The organism is Enhygromyxa salina (genome assembly GCF_002994615.1).
In the GTDB taxonomy this organism is placed as follows: Bacteria; Myxococcota_A; Polyangia; order Nannocystales; family Nannocystaceae; genus Plesiocystis; species Plesiocystis salina_A.
The window spans coordinates 15,760-37,039 of record NZ_PVNK01000064.1 but is presented as its reverse complement, the minus strand read 5'-3'; the positions used below and the strand labels follow the sequence as shown (position 1 = coordinate 37,039).

Sequence of the window (21,280 nt, the reverse complement as noted above, 5' to 3'; positions counted from 1 at the left end):
GTGTCCTTCAAGACCCCCGCAGGCACCCATGACCTCGCCACGCACGGCTCGGTGGCCCCCTGGGAGGGGGCTGTGTTTCTCATGACCCCCGGGCGGGTTTGACTTGGTGGTTGGCAAGCTGGTGTTGGTCGGGACGCCGCTGGGCAACCGCGAGGACCTGTCGGACCGGGCGCGGCGGACGCTGCTCGAGGCCGACCTGTTGCTGTGCGAGGACACCCGCTCGCCGCAGCGACTGTTGCCCGAGCGCGAGCTGCCCGAGCGCGTGAGCTGTTTTGTCGGCAACGAGCACGCGCGTGTCGGCCTGTTGCTCGAGCGGCTCGGGGCCGGGCAGACCGTCGCCTTCGTGAGCGAGGCCGGGCTGCCCGTGTGGAGCGATCCGGGCCGCTTGCTGGTCGCGGCCGCGGTCGAGGCCGGGTTCGAGATCGACGTGATCCCCGGGCCGACGGCGGGGACCTGCGCGCTCGCGGCCTCGGGCTTCGTCGCCGAGGGCGCCCGCTTTTTGGGTTTCATCGCGCGCGCGGGCAAGCGGCGCGACGCGGCGCTCGAGCAGCTCGTCGGCGAGGCCGGGGCCGTCGTGATCTACGAGGCCGGCAACCGCACGCCCGCGCTGCTGCGGGATCTGAGCAAGCGCGTCGGGGAGCGGCGGGTGCTCGTCGCCCGCGAGCTGAGCAAGCTCCACCAGGAATTCCTGCGCGGGACCGCGTCGGAGCTGGCCGAGCGCGTGACCGAGCCGCTGCGCGGCGAGGTCACCGTGGTCATCGAGGGCCGCGCCGACGAGTCCAACGAAGACGACCCGTCCGAGCAGGCGGCCCGAGCCGTGCTCGACGTGATGCTGGATCCCGCCCTCAAGCCCCGCGCCCGCGCCAAGGCCCTCGCCGCCCTGACCGGCCTCGACGCCCGCGAGCTCTACAGTCGCCTGAGGCCGTGAGCCCCAGGCCGTGGGGGCAACCGGACTCGGAGTCTGCAATTTGATCCTTTCGAGGCTCCGGGCAACCGGACTCAGGGGCAACCGGGCAACCGGACTCGGAGTCTGCAATTTGATCCTTTGATCAACCGGCGGGGGCAACCGGACTCGGAGTCTGCAATTTGATCCTTTGATCAGCCAGCCGCGGGCGATCGGGGGGCAACCGGACTCGGAGTCTGCAGGGGGGCAACCGGACTCGGAGTCTGCAATTTGATCCTTTGATCAGCGAACGGACTTGCTGACAACCGGGGGCAACCGGACTCGGAGTCTGCAATTTGATCCTTTGATCAGCGAACGGACTGGAACCGGGGGCGGGCAACCGGACTCGGAGTCTGCAATTTGATCCTTTGATCAGTGACTGCGGGCGGGCAACCGGACAACGGGGGCAACCGGACTCGGAGTCCGGTGGGCCCCGGTGGGCCAACCAAAATCCTGCAACACCGTCACCCGGGGGCCGACACCCTCGCGTGGCTATCTCCTCCGCCCGCAAACAAGCCAGCTCCGACCGCCGGGCCGCGAACCGGGCCCGAGGCCAGGCACGGCCCCACCCGCGGGTCCGCGCGCGGCCGATTCTCCCGTCGACCAGCTACAAGGTCACGAGGCGGTGCCTCGAGCGTCGCATGTTCCTCGCCCCCGGCCGCGCTCCCGACGAGATCGTCAACTTCATCGGCTACTGCCTCGCGTACACCGCCGCCAAGTTCGGCGTTCAGATCCACGCGGCCGTGATGATGTCGGACCACTACCACATCGACCTCACCGACCCGCGCGGCGATCTCGTCCCCTGGAAGCAGCTGTTCAACAGCTTGATCGCCCGTGGCATCAACGCCCAACGCGGGCGCTTCGACTCCGTCTGGAGTGGCGACGGACCCTGCGACACCTGCCGCCCGAACGATGACGAGACGTTCAAGGATCTCGTGTACACCATCGCTAATCCGGTCGATGCGGGCCTCGTGAAGTGGGCGCGGCTCTGGCCGGGATTCACCACCGCGGACTGGCGTTTTGGCGAGACGCGGACCTTCAAGCGGCCCGAGGGGCTGTTCGACCCTGACGGCAACATGCCCGAAGAGGCGGCGCTGACCCTGGTCCGACCGCCGATCTTCAGCGAGCTCGACGACGACGCGCTGTACGACAAGCTCGCTGCAGCGGTGCGCGACGTTGAGCTCGAGATTCAGGCCGACTTTCGTGCCCAAAGCCGACGGTTCATGGGGCCGCGCAAGCTCGCGCGACAACACTGGAACCGGGTGGCGATGAGCTTTGAGGAGCGCTTCACTGTCGCGCCCAAGGTTGCGGCGTCGTCCGTTTGGCGACGCTTGGCGCAGCTGCAGCGGGACCGCGACTGGGAGCGCAAATACGCGGAGGCGCGAGCGGCGTGGCGGATGGGGAAGCCTGCTGTGTTTCCGGCGGGGACCTACTGGCTGCGTCGATTCGCTGGGGTCAGTGTGGCCCAACATCCGCCCTCGTGAACCTGCGACATGGGGAAAGGCGGGGTGGCTCGAGGCGATCCCGCGGGATGGTAATTGTGTCGTGGCCACGGGTGGGTGGTGGGGTGTGCGCGTGACCGGAGAATTGGCCTTCTCAGGCCGAAGATGGGCGTGAATTTTCGAATTGTCCGTGCTCGCGAGGCGACTCGGGCCTCGGGCGGACGACGTTGCTGGAAAGACTCCCCGCCCGGTTTTCCGGAAAGACTCCCCGCCCGGTTTTCCCCCCGCCCGGTTTTCCGTGCTCGCGAGGCGACTCGGGCCTCGGGCGGACGACGTTGCTGGAAAGACTCCCCGCCCGGTTTTCCCGCTTCCCGCCCGGTTTTCCGACGAGGGAGTTGCCCGGTTTTCCCGGGCGCAGCCACCCAACGGCCCGACCAACCGCTCAAGGCCGTCGAGGCCCCACAGACGACGGCGAGGGAGTTGGCGAAGCCAACCAACGGCCCGACCAGGGGGAGGGGGCCCCGCGTTAGCGGGGGAGGGACCGGCTACGGTCCCTCCCAAAAACTAAAACGTCACGATGAAGTTGAAGTACGCGTTGACGTTGAACACGTCGTCGACCGCGTAGCGCCGACCGATGTTGTCCACGACATCGCGCCGGACTGGATTCACGTCGGCGCTGTCGGGCTCGACGAGATCCGGGTCACCGCTCACCGCACCGTCACCGCGGCTGGCCGTGGTCACGAAGTGGCGGGTGTCGGTCGACATGTCGACGCCGAAGTTGAGCCGCGCGACCTTGCTCATGTGGAAGTTGAGCCCGGCGTTGAGGCCGAAGGTGCTGTAGTCGTCGATCGTGGTGATGCCGTTGAAGGCGGCGCAGTCCTGCCCGCCCGCGGCGACGTAGCCGCCGTTGGCCTCGGGATCGAGGGGGTTGGCGGCGGCGTGGGCCAGCGAGTCTGCGGGGTTGCAGCCCTGGCCGTTGCCCGGGCTGTAGTCACCGACGAGCGCCGGGCTGTCGGACAGCAGCTCCCACACTTCCGAGTAGGCGCGGCCGTTGTAGTGAAGGACCGCCGAGCCCGTGAGCACGATCGAGAATTTTTTGTTCTGGGTCTTGTTCTCCCACGGGATGATCTCGGCGCCGAAGTAGGCCCCGGTCTCGGACTGTGGGTTGACATCGCCCTGGGTCGAGCCCCAGTTGTCGAACTGGGTCGAGCCCGCGCGCAGCGACTGGCGCCAGTGAGCGCCGAAGAAAGGCTCGAGCCAGCGGTAGCGACGGCTGAGCGCGGTCCACACGCCGAGCTCGTGTATGCCGCGGCCGACGCGGTGGTTGCCGGCGGGATCGTCGGTCTGGATCGACCGGCTGAAGGTCATCGGCTTGCCGATCGCAAAGCGACCCTCGAGGCCGAGGAGCCAGTTGGGCAGGTGCGACTTGCGCGCCTGGCTGAGGAGCCCGATCTTCATGCCGACGTGGAGCTGATCGAGGCCGCGCCGCGTGGGCGAGCGGAAGATCATGTCGGTCTCGGGGTCGGTGAACTGGCTGTAGGGGCTCGTGTCTTCGAACGCGTCGAAGCCGTCGCGGGGCACGATGCCGTCGCGGATGCTGGTCGAGTTGGTCTTGTTGACGCAGGTCGCGGAGCCCGGATTGTAGTTGGTCGTCGAGGGGTTCTGGGGGAACACGCAGTCCCCGCCCTCTTCCTGGTCGAACTCGTAGTTACGGTTGTCCGACACGACGACCGGCAACGACACGTAGACCGACAGATCGTGCCACAGGCCGATCTCGATCGTGGGCGTGACCGTGTGCCGGAACTGCCGGTACACGAGGTCGCGGGCGAGGTTGTTCTTCCCGCCGGCCCCCCACTCGCGGAGGATCGCCGCTTTTTTGAAGTCGAAGTCGTAAGAGACGCCGAAGTGAAGGTCGAAGGCGTTGCCGTTGAAGTCCTGATCAAAGGACGAGGCGACGCGCGTGACCTCGGCGGCGTTGGCGACCTGACTCAGACCCATCACCAGGCCGAAGACAGGCAAGAAACCGAAGAGCTTCCGCATGGGGTTCCGGGAAGAGAGAGGCACGCTCACGGCGGAGGCCGAAGCCACGGCACGCTACCAGCGCACGCGGCCGAGCGTCAAGATTCCTGGGTAGCTTCGCACACTTAGGGCCCAACCAGCACGGGTTTCTCGGACCTTTGAGTCCAAGAGAGGGTCTGCGGCGGCACCGCGTGGCTCTGAGGGTGCACAGCTGAGCACCCATACCGGGCCAAAGAAGGCGCTCGCGCGCCCAAACGCGGCGAACGCACCTGTGACGACGGGGGGCCACGGAGCTCGGCGCCGGGAGATCTCAAGCTGCGCGCTCGACCGTGAGCAGCTCGCACACCCCCTCGGCGAGGCGCTCGACGCTCTCGACCTCGGACGCGCCGAGGCAGCGACGGTTGCCGACGACGAAGATCCCCTCGCCGCGTCCTTTGCGAAGCATGAGGCCGTGCTCCTCGACGAGCTCGTCGAGCTCCTTCGGCCGGCTCGCCAGCCGTGGCAGCCGGAGCCTCGCGCTCGCGCGCAGGCCGGTGCCGACGTTGCTCGGGCAGCTGGTCAGGAAGCCGAGGCGGTCATCGTGGTGAAAGCCGAGCAGCTCCTCGAGTGCCGCGGCGAGCTTGCGGACCCTCGCCAGACACGCGGGCAGGTCGCCGCTCGGGCTCGTGCTGATGATGCGCAGGTGATCTTCTTCGTTGACCCACACGACCAGGCGGCGGTCGACGCTGCACCACAGGCCGCGGCCCTCGGGCCAGTCCCGGGTGATGCCCGCGGCCACGAGGTAGCGATCGTCGTCGTCGAACACGAGGTCTTGGGCGTCGAGGGTCCGTCGACGCAGGACCGGGAGCTCGGCGAGGGGGTGGTAGCGACCTTCGAAGCGGGGACCGAGGGCGTCGAGGGCCGCGGCGATGCGGCGCTCGGCCTCGAGCCGACCGCGGCGCCCGATCAGCGCGGGGAACTGAGCGCTGCGGAGGTTTCGCGTGACGCGGACCGTGGTCGAGAGGACCGCGAGGTCGTCGCGGAGGTGAGCTGCGACGCGCGCTCGCTCGCTGGACCCGCGGACCGGCGCGGCCGAGCTGCGCCCGTGGACGTGCTCGATGATCGGGTTGAGCAGGGGCGCGAAGACCTCGTAGGAGGCGGCGTCGCCAGCGTGCACGCCGATCGTGCAGTTCGGGTACGCGCGCCCGCAGCGGGTCAGATCGCTCAGGGTCCAGCCAGCCGGGGTCGCGCGCGTGGCCAGCCGACCCTCGAGCTCGGGGGTGAGATACTTCGACAGCAGCGAGTTGCCCATCGGATCCTCCGCCGGACCGCGGCCGCTCGCGGACGCGGGGCCGAGGAGCGGCCGCGGGCGCGAGAGCGGGTGCGGGTCGGACCCACGAGTGTGATCCAAGCGAGGCGCGTTGGGACCGGCTCGGGGGTTGGCGGCGGAGCCATTTGTCGAGGATTTTGTCGGCCGAAAGGCAGTCCTCTAGTTGGGTCGCGAGGGCCGGTGAGGGCGGCGCGAGCGTCAGGCGTCGGCCAGCAGGGACTCGCTGATCTGCCACAGCTTCTCGGCCGACTCGTCGCTGCAGGCGTAGTCGTTCACCCCGGCGTAGCGCGCGGTGGGGGAGCTCGGATCGGTGGGCTTGGCGACGTCGCAGTCTTCGCAGTACACGCCGGGCTTGCCCACGAGTCGCTCCGTCGTCGCGGCCCACAAGGTCGTGGAGCAGCCCTGCTCGGGCGTCTTGAACCCGGCCTTGGCGAGGGCGGCGGGCTCTCCGTTTTCGTCGATCCAGCCGAACGCGACCATCTCTTCTTTGGTCAGGTGGCGCTGGAGCGGGGTGAAGATCCCGCCGGGGTGGACGGCGAAGGCGAGCCCACCCTTGTCACGAAGGCGGCGCGACAAGGCGTTGGCGAACAGGGCGTTCGCGGTCTTCGCCTGCCCGTACGCTCGCCACTTTTCGTAGGGCTCGCGCTCGAACTGGATGTCGTCCCAGCGAACATCGCTGATCTTGTGACCGGTCGACGACAGCGCGATGACCCGGGCGCCCTCGGTCTTCTCGAGCAGGGGCAGCAGCGCCTGCGTCAGCGCGAAGTGGCCCATGTGGTTGACCCCGAACTGAGACTCCCAGCCCGGGCCGACCCGGGCCTCGGGGCAGGCCATGATGCCCGCGTTGTTGATCAACATGTCGAGGCGCTCGAGCTGGTCGAGCGCGGCCTGGGCGAAGCTGCGTACGGACGCGAGATCGGCGAGGTCGAGGGCCAGGGTTTTGACGTCGCCCTCGATGCCCGCGAGGCTCTTGGCCGCCTTGTCTGGCGATCGGACCGGAACGATCACCGACACGCCCTTGGCCGCGAGCGCGCGGGTCGTCTCCAGGCCGATGCCGCTGTACCCACCGGTGACGATCGCCGTCTTTCCTGTGAGCTCGAGATCCGCGATGACATCCGCGCCGTCGGTCTTGGCTCGGAACCCGGAGTTGGTGGGGACTTGGTCGGAGACAGCCATGATGCGCGGGACTATGGCACGTCGCGCGAGCGATCTGCCGGGCGAGCTCGACACCCGCGCGAGGGCGGTCCGCGGCGACCCGCGGGGCCGGTCGCGCTCGCGCGTGGCGAGTGAGCTGCGCCCAGTTACTCGACGATCACAGCCATGGCGAGGAGCGTCGGTCGTCCCGCGGGCGTCAAAAAATTGATAGGCTGTGCGAATGCGTACTCCGGGAACCTCGAGCGCGGGTCGGCGCGCCACCGTGCTGATGCTGGGTCTGTTGCTGTCGACCGCGGCGTGCAAGGACAAGCTCGAGGAGCTGCCCGAGGTCGATCCTCTCGACGATCCCTGGGTCGACGCGATCGATACCGGTGAGGGCGGCGCCGCGGCCGAGGTCGCGGCCGCTGTGGAGCCGGCCGCCGTGGATGACCCGAGCGTCGAGGCCGACCCGGCAGACGCGGTCGCCGTCGATGGCGAGACCGATGGCGAGACTGATGGCGAGCCCGCGGGCGAGCCCGCGGCCCCGAGCGATGACGCGGCGGCGACTGCCGAGGCCCCGAAGCTGGCCGCCGCGAACGCGCCATCGCCCCAGTCCGGGCAGGGCGGCAGCGGCGAGAAGGCGGTCGCCGCTTCTGCCGACGAGCCGGCCCCGGCGGATCCCGAGCCCGGCGCTGAAGAGGCTGGCTCCGAGGCTGGCTCCGAGGCTGGCTCCGAGGTCGAGCCGCCGCCCGAGCCGGCCCCCTTGGCCGAGCCGGAGCCGGAGCCGGAGCCCGCCAAGCCCGCGCCGCCGCCACCGATCACGATGGCCGACTTCTCGGGCACCTGGACCTACTCGGGCGGCAGCGCCCAGCGAGCGAAGCTCGCCGAGGCGATCGAGGCCGCCGCCATGGAGGTCGCGGGGATCATCCGCGGCATCGCGCGCAAGCGTCTGGCCAAGACCCAGCTCATCGAGGACCCCGTCAAGATCTCGGTCTCGGGTGACAAGCTCGACATGACCTGGAAGATGACCGGGAACTCGATGAGCGTGGTCATCGACGGGCCGACGACGACGATGAAGTACAGCGGCGACAAGTACAAGGTTCGCGTCCGCCAAAAGAAGGGCAAGATGATCCACGTGTTCCAGGCCCCGGACGCGACCAAGACGATCGTCTATGTGCTGTCTTCGGACCGCAAGAAGCTGACCGTGCACCACAAGCTGGTCGCGGATCAGCTCGAGACCCCGATGACCTACAAGGTCAGCTACACCCGCAAGTAGCCGCGGCTCCAAGAAAAGTATCGCGCTGCGAGCAGGCGCACGTGGCGCTGATGGGGGACTTCTCTTGAAGGCGAGCTGTGATCTCGCTCCGCACGCGAGCCCAGCGCCAGTGCTACGGTCCCCGGCTCGGCGCGGTGGCGCCCTCACACCATGGCTCTGCACTCCATCCTGATCGCGGTCCTGTCGGCTTCGGCGCTGGTCCAGGCCCTGCTCTACATCCTCTACATCTCGCGGGCGAGCGACGGCTACAAGATCTACCCGCTCAAGGCCAAGAACTACGGCCGGATCGTGCGCCTCGTCGTGCCCAACACGCTGCTCTCGGGCGCGCTGGTCGTCGGGCTGAGCTACCTGGCCTCGCCGTGGTTGTTTCACGCCGAGGAGACCACCGCGCTCGAGCTCGTCGCCGACGTGGTCGTGACCCTCGGCGCCTACGACCTGCTCTACTATTGCCTCCACCGGTTCTTGTTTCACGAGTGGCAGCTGCTGCGCTCGGTCCACGTGCTCCATCACACCGTCAAGTACCCGACGGCGATCGAGAGCCTCTACGTCCATCCGGTCGAGAACAGCCTCGGCGTGATCTTGTTGATGGTCTGCCTCGCGCTGGTCGGGCCGGTCTCGCTCCCGGCCTTCGCGGTGATCTTGCTGGTCTACTCGTGGCTCAACATCGTGATCCACTCGGGCCTCGACTTTCGCAGCCGCTGGCTGCGGCCGGTCGCGTACATGGTCCGCAAGCACGCCCGTCACCACCGCAGCATGCGCGGGGGCAACTACGCGTCGATCACCCCGCTGCCTGACATCCTGTTCGGGACCGCCGAGTAGAACGGCCACATGTTCATCGTCGCGATCACCCGCTGGGGCCCGGGCTTCGCCGCGCAGCTGCCCGAGCTGGCCAAGATCCTCGACCTGTTCCCCTACGACCTGCGCATGCGCCTGAGCGGGCCGCTGCCGGTCGTCGTCGCGCGGATGCCCGAGCGCGAGGCCGCGTCGAGCCTGATGGCCAAGCTGCGCGAGTGGGGCCACGGCGCGGTCGGCTGCAGCGCGAGCACGGTCCCCGGCGCCGACGCCATGCACCAGCCGCGCGAGTTCGAGTTCGACGGCGAGGTCCTGCGCACGCAGGGGGTCGGGCGCGAGCGCGCCGAGCTCCGGGCCGGCGAGGTCTACGCCCTGTTCCACGCCATGGTCCTCGCCGACCACCAGACCACCGAGCAAAAAACCGTCAAGAAGCTCAGCGTCTCCCAGACTCTGCTCGCGGGCGGCGTACCCATGACCGCCAAGAAGAGCTCGACGGTACGCGCGACCGAGTCGGAGTCCGAGGAGCGCATCTACCTGATCCGTCATGGCTGGGCTGACCCGATGGTCTTTTGCCAGCACCACCTGCGCTACACCGGACTCGGCGAGGCGATGGGCCACTCGAGCCACGAGAGTTTTGCGGCCCTGTGTGCGCGGCTACGGAGCTTTTGCCCGGGCGCCTACTACGACGATCGGCTGCGGACCTCGCGGCGCAAGAGCTCCACGAGCACCAGCGGCGGCGAGGCCGGCAGCAAGTCGCGCACGGTCACGACTTCGAACGCATCGGGCGTCGATCTCGCTGTCCACCTGCTCCTCGTCGCGCACGCGCGCGGGCAGCTGTGATCCGCTTTGGGCCCTGTGTGTGCGTGGTAGCGTCTCGCCGTGCCTACTGACACACCCGACCTCTTTTCACGCGTGTTCGAGAACAATCGCCGCTGGGCGAGGCAGCGCAGCGAGAGCGACCCCGAGTACTTCAAGCGGCTCGCGAGCGGGCAAAAGCCCGAGGTCCTCTACATTGGCTGCGCCGACAGCCGGGTTCCGGCCAACGAGATCATGGGGCTCGACCCCGGTGACGTCTTCGTTCACCGCAACATCGCCAACCTGGTCGTCAACACCGACTCCAACGCGCAGTCGGTGATCCAGTACGCGGTCGATGTCCTCAAGGTCCGCCACGTCGTCGTCTGCGGTCACTACGGCTGCGGTGGGATCCAGGCCGCGATGCGCTCCGAAGACCTCGGCCAGCTCAACGGCTGGCTGCGCGAGGTCCGTGACGTGTTTCGGATCCACCACGACGAGCTCATGGCGATCCCCGACGAGCGGGAGCGCTACCGCCGGCTCGTCCAGCTCAACGTCGAAGAGCAGTGCGTGAACGTGATCAAGACCTCGTGGGTCCAGCGTAACTACCGCGAGCACGGCTTCCCGACCGTCCACGGGTGGTGCTTCGGGCTCGAGGACGGGCTGCTCGAGGATCTCAAGGTGCCCTTCGTGGACATCCTCGAGGGCATCCGCGAGATCTACCACCTCGACTGATCCGCGTCGGCGCCGGCCGCTGGCGCGAGGGCTTGCTACTCGCCGGGCTGCGACGCCCGAACGCTGGCCGCGCGGGCGAAGTCGCGGCCAACCATCACGCGCTCGAGCTCGATCTCGCGTCGAACCCCGCGTTGATCGATCCGACTGATCCGACTGAGCCGACTGAGCGGGGTGACCGCGTCGAGCTCGAGCCCATCCACGGCCAGCGGCGCCGTGACGACCATCGTCTGCTCATCACTGAGCATCGAGACCTCGGCGTACTCCATGCCGACCAGCTCCCCGTCGCGCCAGTACTCGAGGGCCTGCGAGCTGCTGCGCGCGCTCGGGGCCACGGCGTCGTAGACCCACCAGTCCTCGGTCCCGTCGGCGAAGAGCATCCCGACCAGGATCTGCGAGGTCTCGGGCCCGGGCGCCGGGGGAGCGCCGTAGTCCCACGAGGTCAGCGTCGAGATCCGCGAGTAGGTCTTGTTCCACGTCCAGTCCGAGACCCACGAATTGCCGCAGTAGCTCATGTAGTCGTGGGCCGCGCCCGGTGTGTACATGTGAAAGTCGCGGATCCCGAACCCGTGCACGCCGATCTTCCCGTCCATGTAGGGATACGAGGGATCGTCGCCGGCCGAGTTGCCGCCGGGGCAAAACACGTGGCTGAGGCCCTGGTTGTGGCCGAGCTCGTGGACCCAGGTCCGCGCGCTGCCGGTCGGTGGGAAGGTCTGGGGCTCCTCGCCCGTCTCCTCGTCGCCGGGATCGTAGTGCTTGAAATACACGGTCGCGGCCACGCGGCGGTCGCTGTCGTTCATGCTCGAGTCGGCGATGTTGGCGATGCCCGCGACCATGTTGACCCCCGAGCTGCCGACGTCGACGAGCGCGTGATAGTAGACGTTGGCCGGGGCCCCGTCGTCGATCTTGAGCGCGCGGGTTGGCCCGAGCAGCGCGCCGAGGTTGGTCAGCTGGTTGTCCCAGACCAGCGGCTGCTCGCGGATCTGGATGTCGATGGTCTGGACCGGGTTTTGTTGGAGCAGCGCGTCGTGGAAGAGCTGGACGTCTTCCTCGGTGATGTCGGGGTAGCGCGGCGGGTCGACCCACTGATAGTCGACGGGCACGATCATGACTTTGAACTCGAGCGGCGTGTTTTCGAAGCCGATCGGCGCGGGCTCGGCAGGGACGGTCGTCAGGCCCTCGCTCAGGCTCGACACGTCGATCGAGTCGTCGGACTCGCGCAGCTCGAGCCAAAAGCGCGAGCCCGGCCGGGCCTCGCTCGCGAGCAGGCTGAAGTAGAAGTTGCTCGCGATGTCGCGGGCGTCCGAGTCGCCGGTCACGAACAGCTTGCGCTCGCGGATGATCTCTTCGCCCCCGTCGGCCGGGTAGACGTGCAAGAAGCCGGTCAGATCCCGGGCGATCCACGCGCTCGGATCGTCGATCACGTGCTGGAAGCGGATCAGGGTGTCGCGGTCGCGGATCAGGTAGGCGTTGCGCTCGTCCGGCTCGATCCAGGTGCCGCCCTCGGTCAGCTGGATGGCGGTGCCCTGGTTGGCCTCGACGGCGACGATCGAGATGCCCCTCGCGGGTCCGCCGAGCTCGGGCTCCGGTACGGGCTCGCCCGTGTCGACGCTGCCGCCGGTCTCTCCGGGGCCCGTGTCGGCGTCGCCGGCCTCGGCGCTGATGGTGTCGTCGGAGCAGGCCGACGCGCACAGCGTCAGCGCGAGCGAGGCCGCGCCCGCCAGCGGGATCACAAAGCGCGTGGAGCAGGTCACGGTCCAGAGTCTACGCTCTTTCCCTCCTTGGGTCTCGGCGGCGATCTTGACCGACGTCGAAGACAACTTCGAAGCGGCGGCCCGCGGCTTCGGCGGCGCCAGCGCGCGCGGATCGTCAGGCCTCGACACCCTGCCCGCACGGGACGACCCGACGAACGCGGTAGCGGCTGTTCGAGGTCTCGATGAACATGAGGTCGATCGACACCGGTTCGATACTGCGGATCATCGATGTGACCAGGCGGCGGCGGCCGCCGAGCACCAAGACGAGGGGCACGCCCACACGCAGTTCGCACAGGAGATTGCCACTCGTAGCGGCGCTCATGGTCCATCCGACGCCCGCGCGAGTGAGTGCGTGTTACGCATGCGCACGACTCGATCTCTCCCCTGCGAACGAGACCGAGGGAATTGACGTTGTTGGTCATTCGGCCCGGCCGAAGCAAGGCACGTGCCTTGGGATCGAGGCGCTGTGGATTCGCTGAGGCCAGGGACTGCGTCGAGACCGGTCAGATCGGCGCACCTCAGCTGGCTCGGATCGCGTCAGGCCCGAGTCTGACCGACCCCGCGTCACCTCCGATCGACTCGTGTGGCTGGTTTTGCGTCACTCCCGTCGTCAGACCGGGCTGTGCTTCCTTCGGAACGTGGCACGGCGCTTGCTCAGGTGGGCGACGGTCACTGACCGGAAAGGTGTAATCAGAAAAATGGCAGAAACCGTCCACGTGTGGCTCAAGGCCAACGGCATCGAAGTTGCTGGCGAGAGTACACAAACCAGCATGGGTCGAGAGGACACGATCGAGTGTCTGTACTTCGCAGACTCGGTTCGCACCGCGCGGGAGAAGGGCTCCGGCGTCGCGACGGGTCGTCGGACCTACGAACCGATCGTGCTGCGCAAGCGCATCGACAAGTCCTCGCCCCTGCTGGCCAAGGCGCTGTGCAACAACGAGAACATCGAGGCGGTGTTCAGGTTCTATCGACCGAGCCCCGATGGCGATGGCACGACGGAGCAGTTCTTCACCGTCGCGATCTCGGGCGCTCGGATCTCGCACATCAAGCGTGTGTCGCCCGACGCGATCGACCCCGCGAGCTCCGAAGAGCCGCCCACGGAGGAGGTCGCGATCGTGTTCCACACGATCACCTGGACCTACGAAGACGGGGGCGTCGAGCACACCGATAGCTGGCGCGAGAGCGCCTAACAAGAGCCGGGGGAGGGCCCGGCCCGGTCCCGACCGGGCCGTCCCTCCCCGCTCATTTGTGTGGTTTCCATGCAGATAGATCCACGAATCCACGACCTCGGCGAGGCGTTGACGGTCGACCGGCCGCTCCCACGCGTCGAATATGACTTCGTCTGCGAAGCGGTGCCCGACATGCCATGGCGAGTTCGACGCATCGAACTCAATGAGGGGCTGTCACGGCCCTACGAGCTGACCGTCGACCTCTTGGCTGACGCCGTCTCGCTCGACCCCGATGTCCTGATGGCGTCGAACTGCGAGCTCACCATCGACCGCGACGGCGTCATGCGCAGCGTGTGCGGTGTGATCTTGGCTATCGAACTGCGTGAGCATGTCGAGGGCCAGCGCTCGGTCCGTGTCGTTGTCGTTCCGGCGCTGCGCTTGCTCGAGCAGCGCGTTGACACCCGGCTGTGGCAGCAGATGTCGGCTCTGGCCATCGTCGAAGAGATCCTGAGCGCGCCATTCGTGGACTACGGCCGTGAACTCGAAACCTGTGGTCTACGCGAGCGCTACGAGTCACGAGAGTACGTGGTCCAGTACCAAGAGAGCGATCTCAGCTTTGTCTCGCGCTTGCTCGAAGACGAAGGCATCAGCTACCACTTCGACCACGATCGAGGGACCGGGCGCGAGGTCATGGTCCTCGAGGACAGCGCCGAGCGCTGGCCCGAGGTCGCGACCCTCGACGATGAACCGACCCTGGCGATCATCGCTACTGGAGAGCACGAGGCCGCGGTCGAGAGCATTCAGCGCCTGACTTGGGCAGGCTCGCTGCGCCCGACCACCGTCGTTCGGCGGACCTTTGACTGGCTCAGCCCGTCGACGCCAACGACCGCGCGAAGGGGTGAGCCCGGCGGTGGTCTGAGCGCGCGCGAGGTCTATCATCACGGTCGGATCGTCGAGACCGACCCGGAGCCGCGGGTGAATCGGGAACTCGCCCACGCGCGACGGGGTGACCGGTCAATGCGCGGTGTCGCCAATGTGACCGGTCTCGCGCCCGGTCGCCGGTTCAGGGTCGTCGCCGACGGTCGGCCCGAACTCGACCACGAGTTCCTCGTGATTCAACAGCACGCCCGGGGCGATTGTCCCGACGTCGAGCGCGGTGAGATCGGCGGCGCGCTCGCCGTCGAGGTCGTGAGGAAGTCTGCGTATGACGGCGTACTCAAGTCGTTGATCCTCGACGCCAGCCTGAAGATGCCCTATGGGCTCTTCAGCTACAGCGTCGCCGACGGCAAGGGCACCATCTTGTGGTGGGGTGAGTTCGACGGAGTCCCTTGCGCGATCGAGACAAAAGGGTTGCGGGGGGTGACGACGAACGCGTTGAAGGAGGCGTTCTACCAGCCCGAGGTTGACGAGATGCTCACAGACAACCCAAATTACGCGACCGCGGGGGAGGCCACGGCGACATGATCCTGCTCAATGAATCCCCGCTCGAGGCCTACATGCTGCGGACGATCTTGTCCGAAGACCTCATGGTCGCGACGATCGTCGCGAAGGCGACCTACGCGATGACCGACGCCGGTCGTCTCGAGCTGCGCGGGCGTCAGCGACCGGTGGCGCTCAAACCGTCGAGCATCGATGGCGTGGAATTTCCGCCTGACGCGGGCTACGGCAAGCTCGGCGTCGATCTTCTCGCGCTCGCAACGGCGTTCGCACCCGGGGCAGGCCAACGTCAGCGCTGATGGCGGGGATGTCGATCGACGACGACTACTTTGGTCTGGCGGTGATCGGAGATCGACAGTGGCAAAAGCGCTGGCCGGGCTGGACCGCCAGCGATCCTGCCCCCTTCGTGGAGATGCCGATCACGTGGGCGCGAGCGTTTGGTGGCCACGCCGTGGTCAACGGCAGTGAGGTGCCGTGCGTCGACAACCAGCTCGGGAGGGGCTACGTGCTCGACCCTCGCGCGGCGGAGGGGGTCGCGCTGCCCAACATCGAGAATCCCGGCGAGCTGATCCAGGCGATTGAGGATCGGCCCCGACCGGTGTCCTTTTGTCCCCTGCCGCTCGGGACCAGCTACACTGCGGACGCGCTCGCGGAGGTCGGCGTCGACGGCCGGGGCTTGACCCGGGAGATCTACAACGTCGCGGTCCCGGCGCACAGGCTGACTTGCTACCCGCCGGGGGCGACCTTGCGGCTTCACAACCTGACGCCCGAGCGCGAGGCGGGCCGGGAGTATTCGCTGCCTGGGACTGGGGTGGTCGCGCAGGTATCGCTCGGCGCGGCAGACCACACCTTCGTCGGCGAGATCGACACGATCTTGGTGCTCCCGACCCAGCGCGAGCTCGTGCTCACCCACCGAGTTGTGTTTCGCTACGACTACGCCCGCGAGGTCCCGAGGGTCGTTCGCCTCCGTTGCTCCGAACTCGAGTGCGGCGCCGCTCGCCTGGAGGCGATCGCGTGAGCACCGAAGCCTCGCAAAAGACGATGCTGTTCGACGGCCCCGGTCGCGAGCAGCGCCTCGCGGTTTTCATCAAGCTGACCCACGTGCTGCCGAGCCACGGTCCGATGCGGCGCGCCGAAGGTGATCTGCCGTTGACCCTCGACACGGTGTCCGAGGGGCCCAACGAGCAGTTCGGCGTCGGCTGCACGGTCCAGGAGACCGATCTATGGGAGCTCAAGCCATGGACCGACGTCGTTGTTCGCGGTCACGTGCGGTCGCCAGCTGGTCGCCCGATCCAGACGATGAACGCGGGCGTCGTCGTCGGGCGGCGGCAAAAGTGGATCCGTGTGCTCGGAGACCGACGGGTCCTGCATCGCGGCGGTCGCTTGCAGTTCAGCGAGCCCGAGCCCTTCACCGCGCTCGAGCTGAGCTGGCGCCGAGCGTACGGCGGCATCGATCTGAGCCTCCCACACGCGCCCGTCGAGGACATGCTCGATCTCTTCCGCTTGTTCTCGCCCGAGCAACATCCGGGGGCCTATCCTCGCAATCCCGCCGGGCGCGGCTGGGTGCTCAACAACATCCCGAGCATGGTCGACGGCATGGCGCTGCCCAATTTCGAGTCGCCGTCGCACCTGCTGAGCCCGTCGCGATTGATCATCGGTGATCGGCGGCGGTGGGCCCAGGCGCCGATCCCGGCTGGGTTCGGGTGGTGGCGACAAGGATGGTTTCCTCGCTCGACCTTGCTGGGCCTGGCGCACCCGGAGTTCGCAGGCGCCGCGCACGAGCTCCCCGAGGTTCGCGGGGGCTGGGTGGACGCCGAGCAGGTCGAGTCGCCGCGGCCCGATCCTCGGTTTCAAAGCGGCGCCTCACCGGGCTTGCGCTTCGCCGAGCTCGGCGAGGACGCGCGGATCGAGCTCCACGGTTTCTCGGACCAGGGCTCGATCGCCACGTGCCTGCCCGCGCTGAGGCCCGAGGTCCTCGTCGCGTTCGAAGGTCGGCGCCTCGAGCATCGCCTCCACTTGGCGACTGTCGAGCTGCTGCCCGACGAGGGCCTCGCCAATCTGGTCTGGGTGGGCCACGCTCGCCCACCTGTGCGCTTGCCGATCGCGATGCCTCGACCGGGTCAGCGAGACTACGACCTGCTCGCTGGCGTCGACGTGTTGGTCGAGGGGCGGCGCGTGCCCACCGAGACAGTCAGCTTGGCCCAGCCGTCGGACGGCTCATCGGTCGCTGGCGTCGTGTAGGCCCAGGGCCTTGAGCTTGGCTCGCAGGCGCCCGCGCGTGATCCCCAAGCGCCGCGCGCTCGCGCTGATCGTCTGGCACTCGGACAGGACCGTCGGCAGGTAGATGCTGTCGACGAGGGTGTGGAGGTCTTCGTACTCGTGACTCTTGGCGTCATCGAGGGCCTTGGCCAACTTGTAGCCCCATCCGTCGGGGCGTCCGAGGAGCAGGTCCTCCGAGCGAATCACCCGATCACGACAGACGAACGCTGCGCGCCGAATTGCGTGCTTCAACTCGCGCACGTTGCCGGGCCAGTCGTAGGTGACCATCAGCGTCTTGGCGTCGTCGGCCAGCGTGATGCGCTCGCCGTGCTTCTCGGCCAGCGCGGCCAAGAAGCCCTTTGCGAGCGCGACCATGTCCATCCCGCGCTCGCGCAGGGGCGGCAAGCGCAGCGACGCATGTACGACCCGGTGGAAGAGATCCTCACGAAAGCGCCCGGCGCGGACATCGGCGCTCAGATCCCGGTTGGTCGCCGCGACCACCCGGATATCGACGGTGCGGAGCTTGCCTGCGTCTCCGAGCCTCGCGACCTGTCGACGATCGAGCGCGCGGAGAAACTTCAGCTGCAGGTCCGCCGAGAGCTCACCGATCTCATCGATGAAGAGCGTGCCACCGTCGGCCTGCTCGAACAGACCCGGCTGATCGTGGTCGGCCCCCGTGAACGCGCCCCGGCGGAAGCCGAAGATGGCTGCGTCGGCCAGGGTCGAGGGCAGCGTGCTGCAGTCGAGGACGACAAAGGGCTGGTCGCGTCGGCCCGAGAGGTCGTGGAGCGTGCGCGCGGTGAGCTCCTTGCCCGTGCCGGTCTCGCCCTGGACGAGGACATCGAGGGGGGCCGGGGCCAGCTTGGCGATCATGGCGAACAACTCGCGCATCGCCACGCTCTCGCCGAACAGCAGCCCGCACTCGGTGTCGGCGGCGATCTCGACGTCGACCTCGCCGACCTCGAGCAGCTCGACGCCGCACTCCCCGGCCCAGAACTTGTCGCCGGGCACGAGCACGAGACGGCGCACGCGTCGGCTCGCGTACCAGGTCCCGTTCTTCGAGCCCAAGTCCTCGAGCTCGACGCCGCCGTCGACGACCCGCAAGGAGAAGTGGACCTTGCTCACCGACTGATCGCTGATGACCACGTTGGCGGCGCGGCTGCGGCCGAAGGTGATCGTCGAGCCGTTGGCGAGGGGGAACTCGGCGCTCTCTTGGTCGAACAGGCGGACCCGCAGCTGGCCGGGCCGCCGGGCGGTCTTGGTCTTGTTGGAGCCTGTCGTCGGCTCGGTCAGGTCGGCCTTGGGTGGCTTCGCGCTCATGGTGGATGTCTCGAATGAATCCGCGCTCAGAAGCGGCCGTGGATCGTCAGCCCGGGGCCGTCGTGAGCGCGCAGGCCGATCCCCGTGAGCTCCGCGCGAGCCTTGGTCCGGCGCTCGCGCAGGACGCTGAGATCGAGCGCCAACAACACCTTGCCGATCACCAGCGCGCCGAGGCCGACGCCGACGAGCGCCGCGCCAGGGGGGCGGTAGTCGATGGAGTCGACGCTCGGGCCTCCCAGGGCGTCTGTCGAGATCTTTCCACGCGAGAGCAGCACCGCGCCAGCGATCGTCGCCCCGAGCCCGAGCGCGCCAGCACCAATGCCCACGTAGGCCACCGGGCCCAGCGCGGGCGCGGGCTCTTCGAGCACGCCTGCATCGCACGCTTCATCGGCCGGCGGGGCGGGAAGAGGAGGGCGGGCCGCCTCCGCGCGAGCGTCCCGGGCGTGCGCGACGGCGCCCGGCAAGATCGAGAGGCTCTCCATGGCGACGTCCTTCGCCGTACAGCGCAGGCAGACGTCCTCGGTGGCGCTGCTGATCGTGGCGCCCTCGAATTCGACCGACGAGGTGATGAGGAAGACCGAGCTTTGACCTTCGGGTTGAGACACTGCGATTCGCATCGAGAGATCGGGGCGGTCGCTACCTTCGAAGACGAACCCGTGCTGTTGCCCGAGGGTCTCTGCTTCGGCTTGGATGAGGTCGGCGACCTGCGAGTCCAGCTCGTCGGGGACCTTGTCGGTGTCGACCTCGAGGGTGATCGTGAGCGGCGCCCCGATCGATTGCGTGCTTTCGGCCGGAGGATCCTGGGCGTGGGCGACCGCGGGCATCCACGGCAGCCCGGCCGTGATTCCGATCGCGGCGACGATGTTGCGTGGTGTCATTGCGCTGCTCCTCTGACCGCTTTGCCGCGGGTGAGGTTGGACCACGCGATGATCCTCGCCGTGCGCAGCAGCGGACGTGGTTCGGTGATCGTAGATGCCGCCAACAGGTACGCATCGGGGTCCTCGGCTTGGGTACAATGGTCTTTGCCGGCCACCGCGGGCCGCTCGGCGACGCAGCCTGCGACGGCGCTCCCGCAGCCGTCGCAAAAGGGGGTGGTGGGGTCGAGGGCGAGGCAGGTGGCGTCGCCTTGCTCGTTGGCGCAGTGACCGGGGGGCGGGGTCTCGGACACGCAGGCGGGCGCGGCTCCGGCGATGAACGCGATGACCAGGGCCGCAGCTTGCAAGGTTAGTGTGGTGTGGGAGCGGTTCATGGTGTCACGGCTCGGCTGGGTAGTGCCTTCGGGCCCTGAATCCATCACGGAACTCGGTCGGCGCCTGCGAAGTCGGAGCTGTTGTCGGTCATCGGTCGTGGGTCGCCGTCGATGTCGGTGCCTGGGTCGCCGAGCTGCCAGGTGGCGGCAGAGTCAATCCCTTCGGGGTGCGAGTCTGACAGGTGAAAGTCACCGGTGGCGTAGTCGACGAACCACTCGTTCGGGTTGAAGTTGACAGCGGTATTGTTGGGAAAGCTTTCGTTGTCTTCTATGACATTGTCTTCGATGGTGGCGTTGGTGCATTGTATTTCGGGATCGGCAGCGCTTGCGACAAGTATGCTGTTGCGAGCGGAGGTGTCGCTGCCGTCCGTGCAGCGTAATGCGGCTGGCATGCCAAAATCATTAGCTCCTGCAACGATTGTTGAGAATGCGGCGTCCATCGAGCCGTCGAGGATTTCAATGGAAACAGTGTTCGGGATGTTGCCCCCGACAAAGCTGTTCTCGAGCACGAGCGTGCCGCCGCCGTCGACGAGGATGCCGCCGCCGTCGTTGTTGACGATGTGCGAGCGGCGAATGGTGGCGGAGCCGCCGTTGATGCTCACGCCGAGGGTGGTGTTGGAGTTGATCCGGCACTCGTCGATCCAGGCTTGGCCGCTCAGGGAGATGCCCGCTGCGTCGCCGCCTGATATTTCGAGCCCCTTTGCGTATAGGGTTCCGGACCCTGCGACGCTGAACGCGTTGCCGCCGGAACCCTGAAGTTTCGGGGTTTCGCCGTCTGCTGCGAAGATGACTGTAGGGGTGGAGATCATGTTGGCCTCCGCATAAATTAGGGGAATCAAATTTCGTTCATGCAAAATGATCATTGCATCCCCGGTGGCCGCAAGGAGTGCTTCTCCGATTGTGCAAAATGGCATCGCTTCGCTGCCGTCGCCAACGTTGCATTCATTGTCACCATCCACATGAACCACGCTCGCCGGGTCGAAGCAGTTCCCGTCCGCGAGGTTGCACGCACTCTCGGGGCACTGCGCGTGGTCACTACACCCGACGCACACCCCCGCGTCGAGGTCACAGATCGGCGTCGTATCCACACACGCGTCGACCTTGCCCTCGGCACACTGCACGCAGACCCCGCCCTCGCACACGGGCGTGGCGGGGGCGAGACCCACACAGGAGGCGTCGCCATCGGGCGTCGCGTCACACGCCACGCATTCCCCACTGGCCATGTCACAAAAGGGCAGGTCTGGGTCGGTACAGTCGGCCGGTCCCATGCACGGGCCGTCGCCGTCGCCGTCGCCATCGCCATCGCCGTCGCCCATATCGCCGTCGCCGTCGCCATCGCCGTCCCCGGTCATGACGCAACTATCGTCGTCGAGGATGTTGTTGTCACCGCCGCACGCGTAGTAGCACGAATCGTCTGCGGGCTGCTCGGCGACGCAGCCTGCGACGGCGCTCCCGCAGCCGTCGCAAAAAGGCGTCGTGGGGTCGAGGGCGAGGCAGGTGGCGTCGCCTTGCTCGTTGGCGCAGTGACTGGCGGTCGGGGTCTCGGACACGCAGGCGGGCGCGGCTCCGGCGATGAACGCGATGACCAGGGCCGCAGCTTGCAGGGGCAGAGTGGTGTGGGAGCGGTTCATGGTGTCACGGCGCGGTTGGGTA

The 21,280-nt window shown here is 67.7% G+C and carries 20 protein-coding genes and 1 CRISPR repeat array; of the genes, 11 read left to right on the top strand and 9 right to left on the bottom strand.

The annotated features are described in order from the left end of the window. The first annotated feature begins 106 nt into the window (after positions 1 to 106). A complete protein-coding gene (rsmI, locus tag ENSA5_RS05740; RefSeq protein ID WP_181197411.1) occupies positions 107 to 928 on the top strand; it encodes a 16S rRNA (cytidine(1402)-2'-O)-methyltransferase in 822 nt (273 codons plus the stop codon). Between the two features lie 14 nt (positions 929 to 942). Further along, a CRISPR array of direct repeats spans positions 943 to 1,313; the repeat unit is 36 nt; unit sequence GGGCAACCGGACTCGGAGTCTGCAATTTGATCCTTT. Positions 1,314 to 1,584: 271 nt separating this feature from the next. Next, positions 1,585 to 2,427 carry a hypothetical protein gene (locus ENSA5_RS05735; RefSeq protein WP_106390598.1) on the top strand — a complete coding sequence of 281 codons (843 nt, stop codon included), beginning with the start codon at positions 1,585 to 1,587 and terminating at the stop codon, positions 2,425 to 2,427. Between the two features lie 522 nt (positions 2,428 to 2,949). Here the strand turns inward: ENSA5_RS05735 and ENSA5_RS05730 are convergent. The 3 genes from ENSA5_RS05730 to ENSA5_RS05720 form a co-directional block, all read right to left on the bottom strand. Then, positions 2,950 to 4,425 carry a hypothetical protein gene (locus ENSA5_RS05730; protein WP_106390596.1) on the bottom strand — a complete coding sequence of 492 codons (1,476 nt, stop codon included), beginning with the start codon at positions 4,423 to 4,425 and terminating at the stop codon, positions 2,950 to 2,952. A gap of 289 nt (positions 4,426 to 4,714) precedes the next feature. Beyond that, complete coding sequence (locus tag ENSA5_RS05725) at positions 4,715 to 5,695, bottom strand: ATP--guanido phosphotransferase (RefSeq protein WP_106390594.1); 981 nt, start codon at positions 5,693 to 5,695, stop codon at positions 4,715 to 4,717. A 216-nt stretch (positions 5,696 to 5,911) separates the two neighbouring features. Continuing rightward, a complete protein-coding gene (locus ENSA5_RS05720; protein ID WP_106390592.1) occupies positions 5,912 to 6,889 on the bottom strand; it encodes an oxidoreductase in 978 nt (325 codons plus the stop codon). Between the two features lie 199 nt (positions 6,890 to 7,088). On the opposite strand from ENSA5_RS05720, the gene ENSA5_RS05715 reads away from it, so the two are divergent. From ENSA5_RS05715 to ENSA5_RS05700, 4 genes are all read left to right on the top strand, one after another. Next, on the top strand, positions 7,089 to 8,123 hold the full coding sequence (locus tag ENSA5_RS05715; RefSeq protein WP_146155367.1) for a hypothetical protein: 1,035 nt from the start codon (positions 7,089 to 7,091) through the stop codon (positions 8,121 to 8,123). A 150-nt stretch (positions 8,124 to 8,273) separates the two neighbouring features. Then, the gene (locus ENSA5_RS05710; RefSeq protein ID WP_106390588.1) at positions 8,274 to 8,942 is read left to right on the top strand and encodes a sterol desaturase family protein; all 669 of its coding nucleotides are present in this window, start codon (positions 8,274 to 8,276) and stop codon (positions 8,940 to 8,942) included. 9 nt (positions 8,943 to 8,951) lie between these two features. Then, positions 8,952 to 9,755 carry a hypothetical protein gene (locus tag ENSA5_RS05705; protein ID WP_106390587.1) on the top strand — a complete coding sequence of 268 codons (804 nt, stop codon included), beginning with the start codon at positions 8,952 to 8,954 and terminating at the stop codon, positions 9,753 to 9,755. A 39-nt stretch (positions 9,756 to 9,794) separates the two neighbouring features. Beyond that, entirely contained in the window at positions 9,795 to 10,442 is a 648-nt protein-coding gene (locus ENSA5_RS05700) for a carbonic anhydrase (RefSeq protein WP_106390585.1), read from the top strand. 35 nt (positions 10,443 to 10,477) lie between these two features. On the opposite strand, the gene ENSA5_RS05695 is transcribed toward ENSA5_RS05700, so the two are convergent. Next, the gene (locus ENSA5_RS05695) at positions 10,478 to 12,193 is read right to left on the bottom strand and encodes a hypothetical protein (protein WP_146155366.1); all 1,716 of its coding nucleotides are present in this window, start codon (positions 12,191 to 12,193) and stop codon (positions 10,478 to 10,480) included. Positions 12,194 to 12,308: 115 nt separating this feature from the next. Further along, positions 12,309 to 12,467, bottom strand: a complete 159-nt coding sequence (locus tag ENSA5_RS37090; protein ID WP_181197410.1) for a hypothetical protein — start codon at positions 12,465 to 12,467, stop codon at positions 12,309 to 12,311. A gap of 424 nt (positions 12,468 to 12,891) precedes the next feature. Between ENSA5_RS37090 and tssD the strand changes: the two genes are divergently transcribed. The 5 genes from tssD (at position 12,892) to ENSA5_RS05670 (ending at position 17,040) form a co-directional block, all read left to right on the top strand. After that, positions 12,892 to 13,383, top strand: a complete 492-nt coding sequence (tssD, locus tag ENSA5_RS05690; protein WP_106390581.1) for a type VI secretion system tube protein TssD — start codon at positions 12,892 to 12,894, stop codon at positions 13,381 to 13,383. Between the two features lie 69 nt (positions 13,384 to 13,452). Further along, on the top strand, positions 13,453 to 14,826 hold the full coding sequence (locus ENSA5_RS05685; protein WP_106390579.1) for a type VI secretion system Vgr family protein: 1,374 nt from the start codon (positions 13,453 to 13,455) through the stop codon (positions 14,824 to 14,826). Continuing rightward, a complete protein-coding gene (locus ENSA5_RS05680) occupies positions 14,823 to 15,098 on the top strand; it encodes a hypothetical protein (protein WP_106390577.1) in 276 nt (91 codons plus the stop codon). The genes ENSA5_RS05685 and ENSA5_RS05680 overlap by 4 nt, the downstream gene beginning before the upstream one ends. An 8-nt stretch (positions 15,099 to 15,106) precedes the next feature. Then, positions 15,107 to 15,817: a DUF2169 domain-containing protein gene (locus ENSA5_RS05675; protein WP_181197409.1), complete on the top strand. Its 711-nt coding sequence runs from the start codon at positions 15,107 to 15,109 to the stop codon at positions 15,815 to 15,817. Next, the gene (locus ENSA5_RS05670) at positions 15,814 to 17,040 is read left to right on the top strand and encodes a DUF2169 domain-containing protein (protein WP_106390574.1); all 1,227 of its coding nucleotides are present in this window, start codon (positions 15,814 to 15,816) and stop codon (positions 17,038 to 17,040) included. The genes ENSA5_RS05675 and ENSA5_RS05670 overlap by 4 nt, the downstream gene beginning before the upstream one ends. Here ENSA5_RS05670 and ENSA5_RS05665 read toward each other — a convergent pair. The 4 genes from ENSA5_RS05665 to ENSA5_RS05650 are packed head-to-tail and all read right to left on the bottom strand — an operon-like array spanning position 17,017 to position 21,258. After that, the gene (locus ENSA5_RS05665) at positions 17,017 to 18,378 is read right to left on the bottom strand and encodes a sigma 54-interacting transcriptional regulator (protein ID WP_106390572.1); all 1,362 of its coding nucleotides are present in this window, start codon (positions 18,376 to 18,378) and stop codon (positions 17,017 to 17,019) included. The genes ENSA5_RS05670 and ENSA5_RS05665 overlap by 24 nt on opposite strands. Positions 18,379 to 18,404: 26 nt before the next feature. Beyond that, positions 18,405 to 19,256, bottom strand: a complete 852-nt coding sequence (locus tag ENSA5_RS05660; protein ID WP_106390570.1) for a hypothetical protein — start codon at positions 19,254 to 19,256, stop codon at positions 18,405 to 18,407. Beyond that, positions 19,253 to 19,627: a hypothetical protein gene (locus tag ENSA5_RS05655; RefSeq protein ID WP_146155365.1), complete on the bottom strand. Its 375-nt coding sequence runs from the start codon at positions 19,625 to 19,627 to the stop codon at positions 19,253 to 19,255. Before ENSA5_RS05655 ends, ENSA5_RS05660 begins: the two co-directional genes overlap by 4 nt. Positions 19,628 to 19,671: 44 nt before the next feature. After that, complete coding sequence (locus tag ENSA5_RS05650; protein ID WP_181197408.1) at positions 19,672 to 21,258, bottom strand: right-handed parallel beta-helix repeat-containing protein; 1,587 nt, start codon at positions 21,256 to 21,258, stop codon at positions 19,672 to 19,674. Positions 21,259 to 21,280: the final 22 nt, after the last annotated feature.

What these genes read in the sequence shown, in the direction of transcription:
- ENSA5_RS05735 (WP_106390598.1), top strand. Translation starts at nt 1,585, where the DNA reads ATGTTCCTCGCCCCCGGCCGCGCTCCCGACGAGATCGTCAACTTCATC.
- ENSA5_RS05730 (WP_106390596.1), bottom strand. Translation starts at nt 4,425, where the DNA reads ATGCGGAAGCTCTTCGGTTTCTTGCCTGTCTTCGGCCTGGTGATGGGT.
- ENSA5_RS05725 (WP_106390594.1), bottom strand. Translation starts at nt 5,695, where the DNA reads ATGGGCAACTCGCTGCTGTCGAAGTATCTCACCCCCGAGCTCGAGGGT.
- ENSA5_RS05720 (WP_106390592.1), bottom strand. Translation starts at nt 6,889, where the DNA reads ATGGCTGTCTCCGACCAAGTCCCCACCAACTCCGGGTTCCGAGCCAAG.
- ENSA5_RS05715 (WP_146155367.1), top strand. Translation starts at nt 7,089, where the DNA reads ATGCGTACTCCGGGAACCTCGAGCGCGGGTCGGCGCGCCACCGTGCTG.
- ENSA5_RS05710 (WP_106390588.1), top strand. Translation starts at nt 8,274, where the DNA reads ATGGCTCTGCACTCCATCCTGATCGCGGTCCTGTCGGCTTCGGCGCTG.
- ENSA5_RS05705 (WP_106390587.1), top strand. Translation starts at nt 8,952, where the DNA reads ATGTTCATCGTCGCGATCACCCGCTGGGGCCCGGGCTTCGCCGCGCAG.
- tssD (WP_106390581.1), top strand. Translation starts at nt 12,892, where the DNA reads ATGGCAGAAACCGTCCACGTGTGGCTCAAGGCCAACGGCATCGAAGTT.
- ENSA5_RS05685 (WP_106390579.1), top strand. Translation starts at nt 13,453, where the DNA reads ATGCAGATAGATCCACGAATCCACGACCTCGGCGAGGCGTTGACGGTC.
- ENSA5_RS05680 (WP_106390577.1), top strand. Translation starts at nt 14,823, where the DNA reads ATGATCCTGCTCAATGAATCCCCGCTCGAGGCCTACATGCTGCGGACG.
- ENSA5_RS05675 (WP_181197409.1), top strand. Translation starts at nt 15,107, where the DNA reads ATGTCGATCGACGACGACTACTTTGGTCTGGCGGTGATCGGAGATCGA.
- ENSA5_RS05665 (WP_106390572.1), bottom strand. Translation starts at nt 18,378, where the DNA reads ATGAGCGCGAAGCCACCCAAGGCCGACCTGACCGAGCCGACGACAGGC.
- ENSA5_RS05660 (WP_106390570.1), bottom strand. Translation starts at nt 19,256, where the DNA reads ATGACACCACGCAACATCGTCGCCGCGATCGGAATCACGGCCGGGCTG.
- ENSA5_RS05655 (WP_146155365.1), bottom strand. Translation starts at nt 19,627, where the DNA reads ATGAACCGCTCCCACACCACACTAACCTTGCAAGCTGCGGCCCTGGTC.
- ENSA5_RS05650 (WP_181197408.1), bottom strand. Translation starts at nt 21,258, where the DNA reads ATGAACCGCTCCCACACCACTCTGCCCCTGCAAGCTGCGGCCCTGGTC.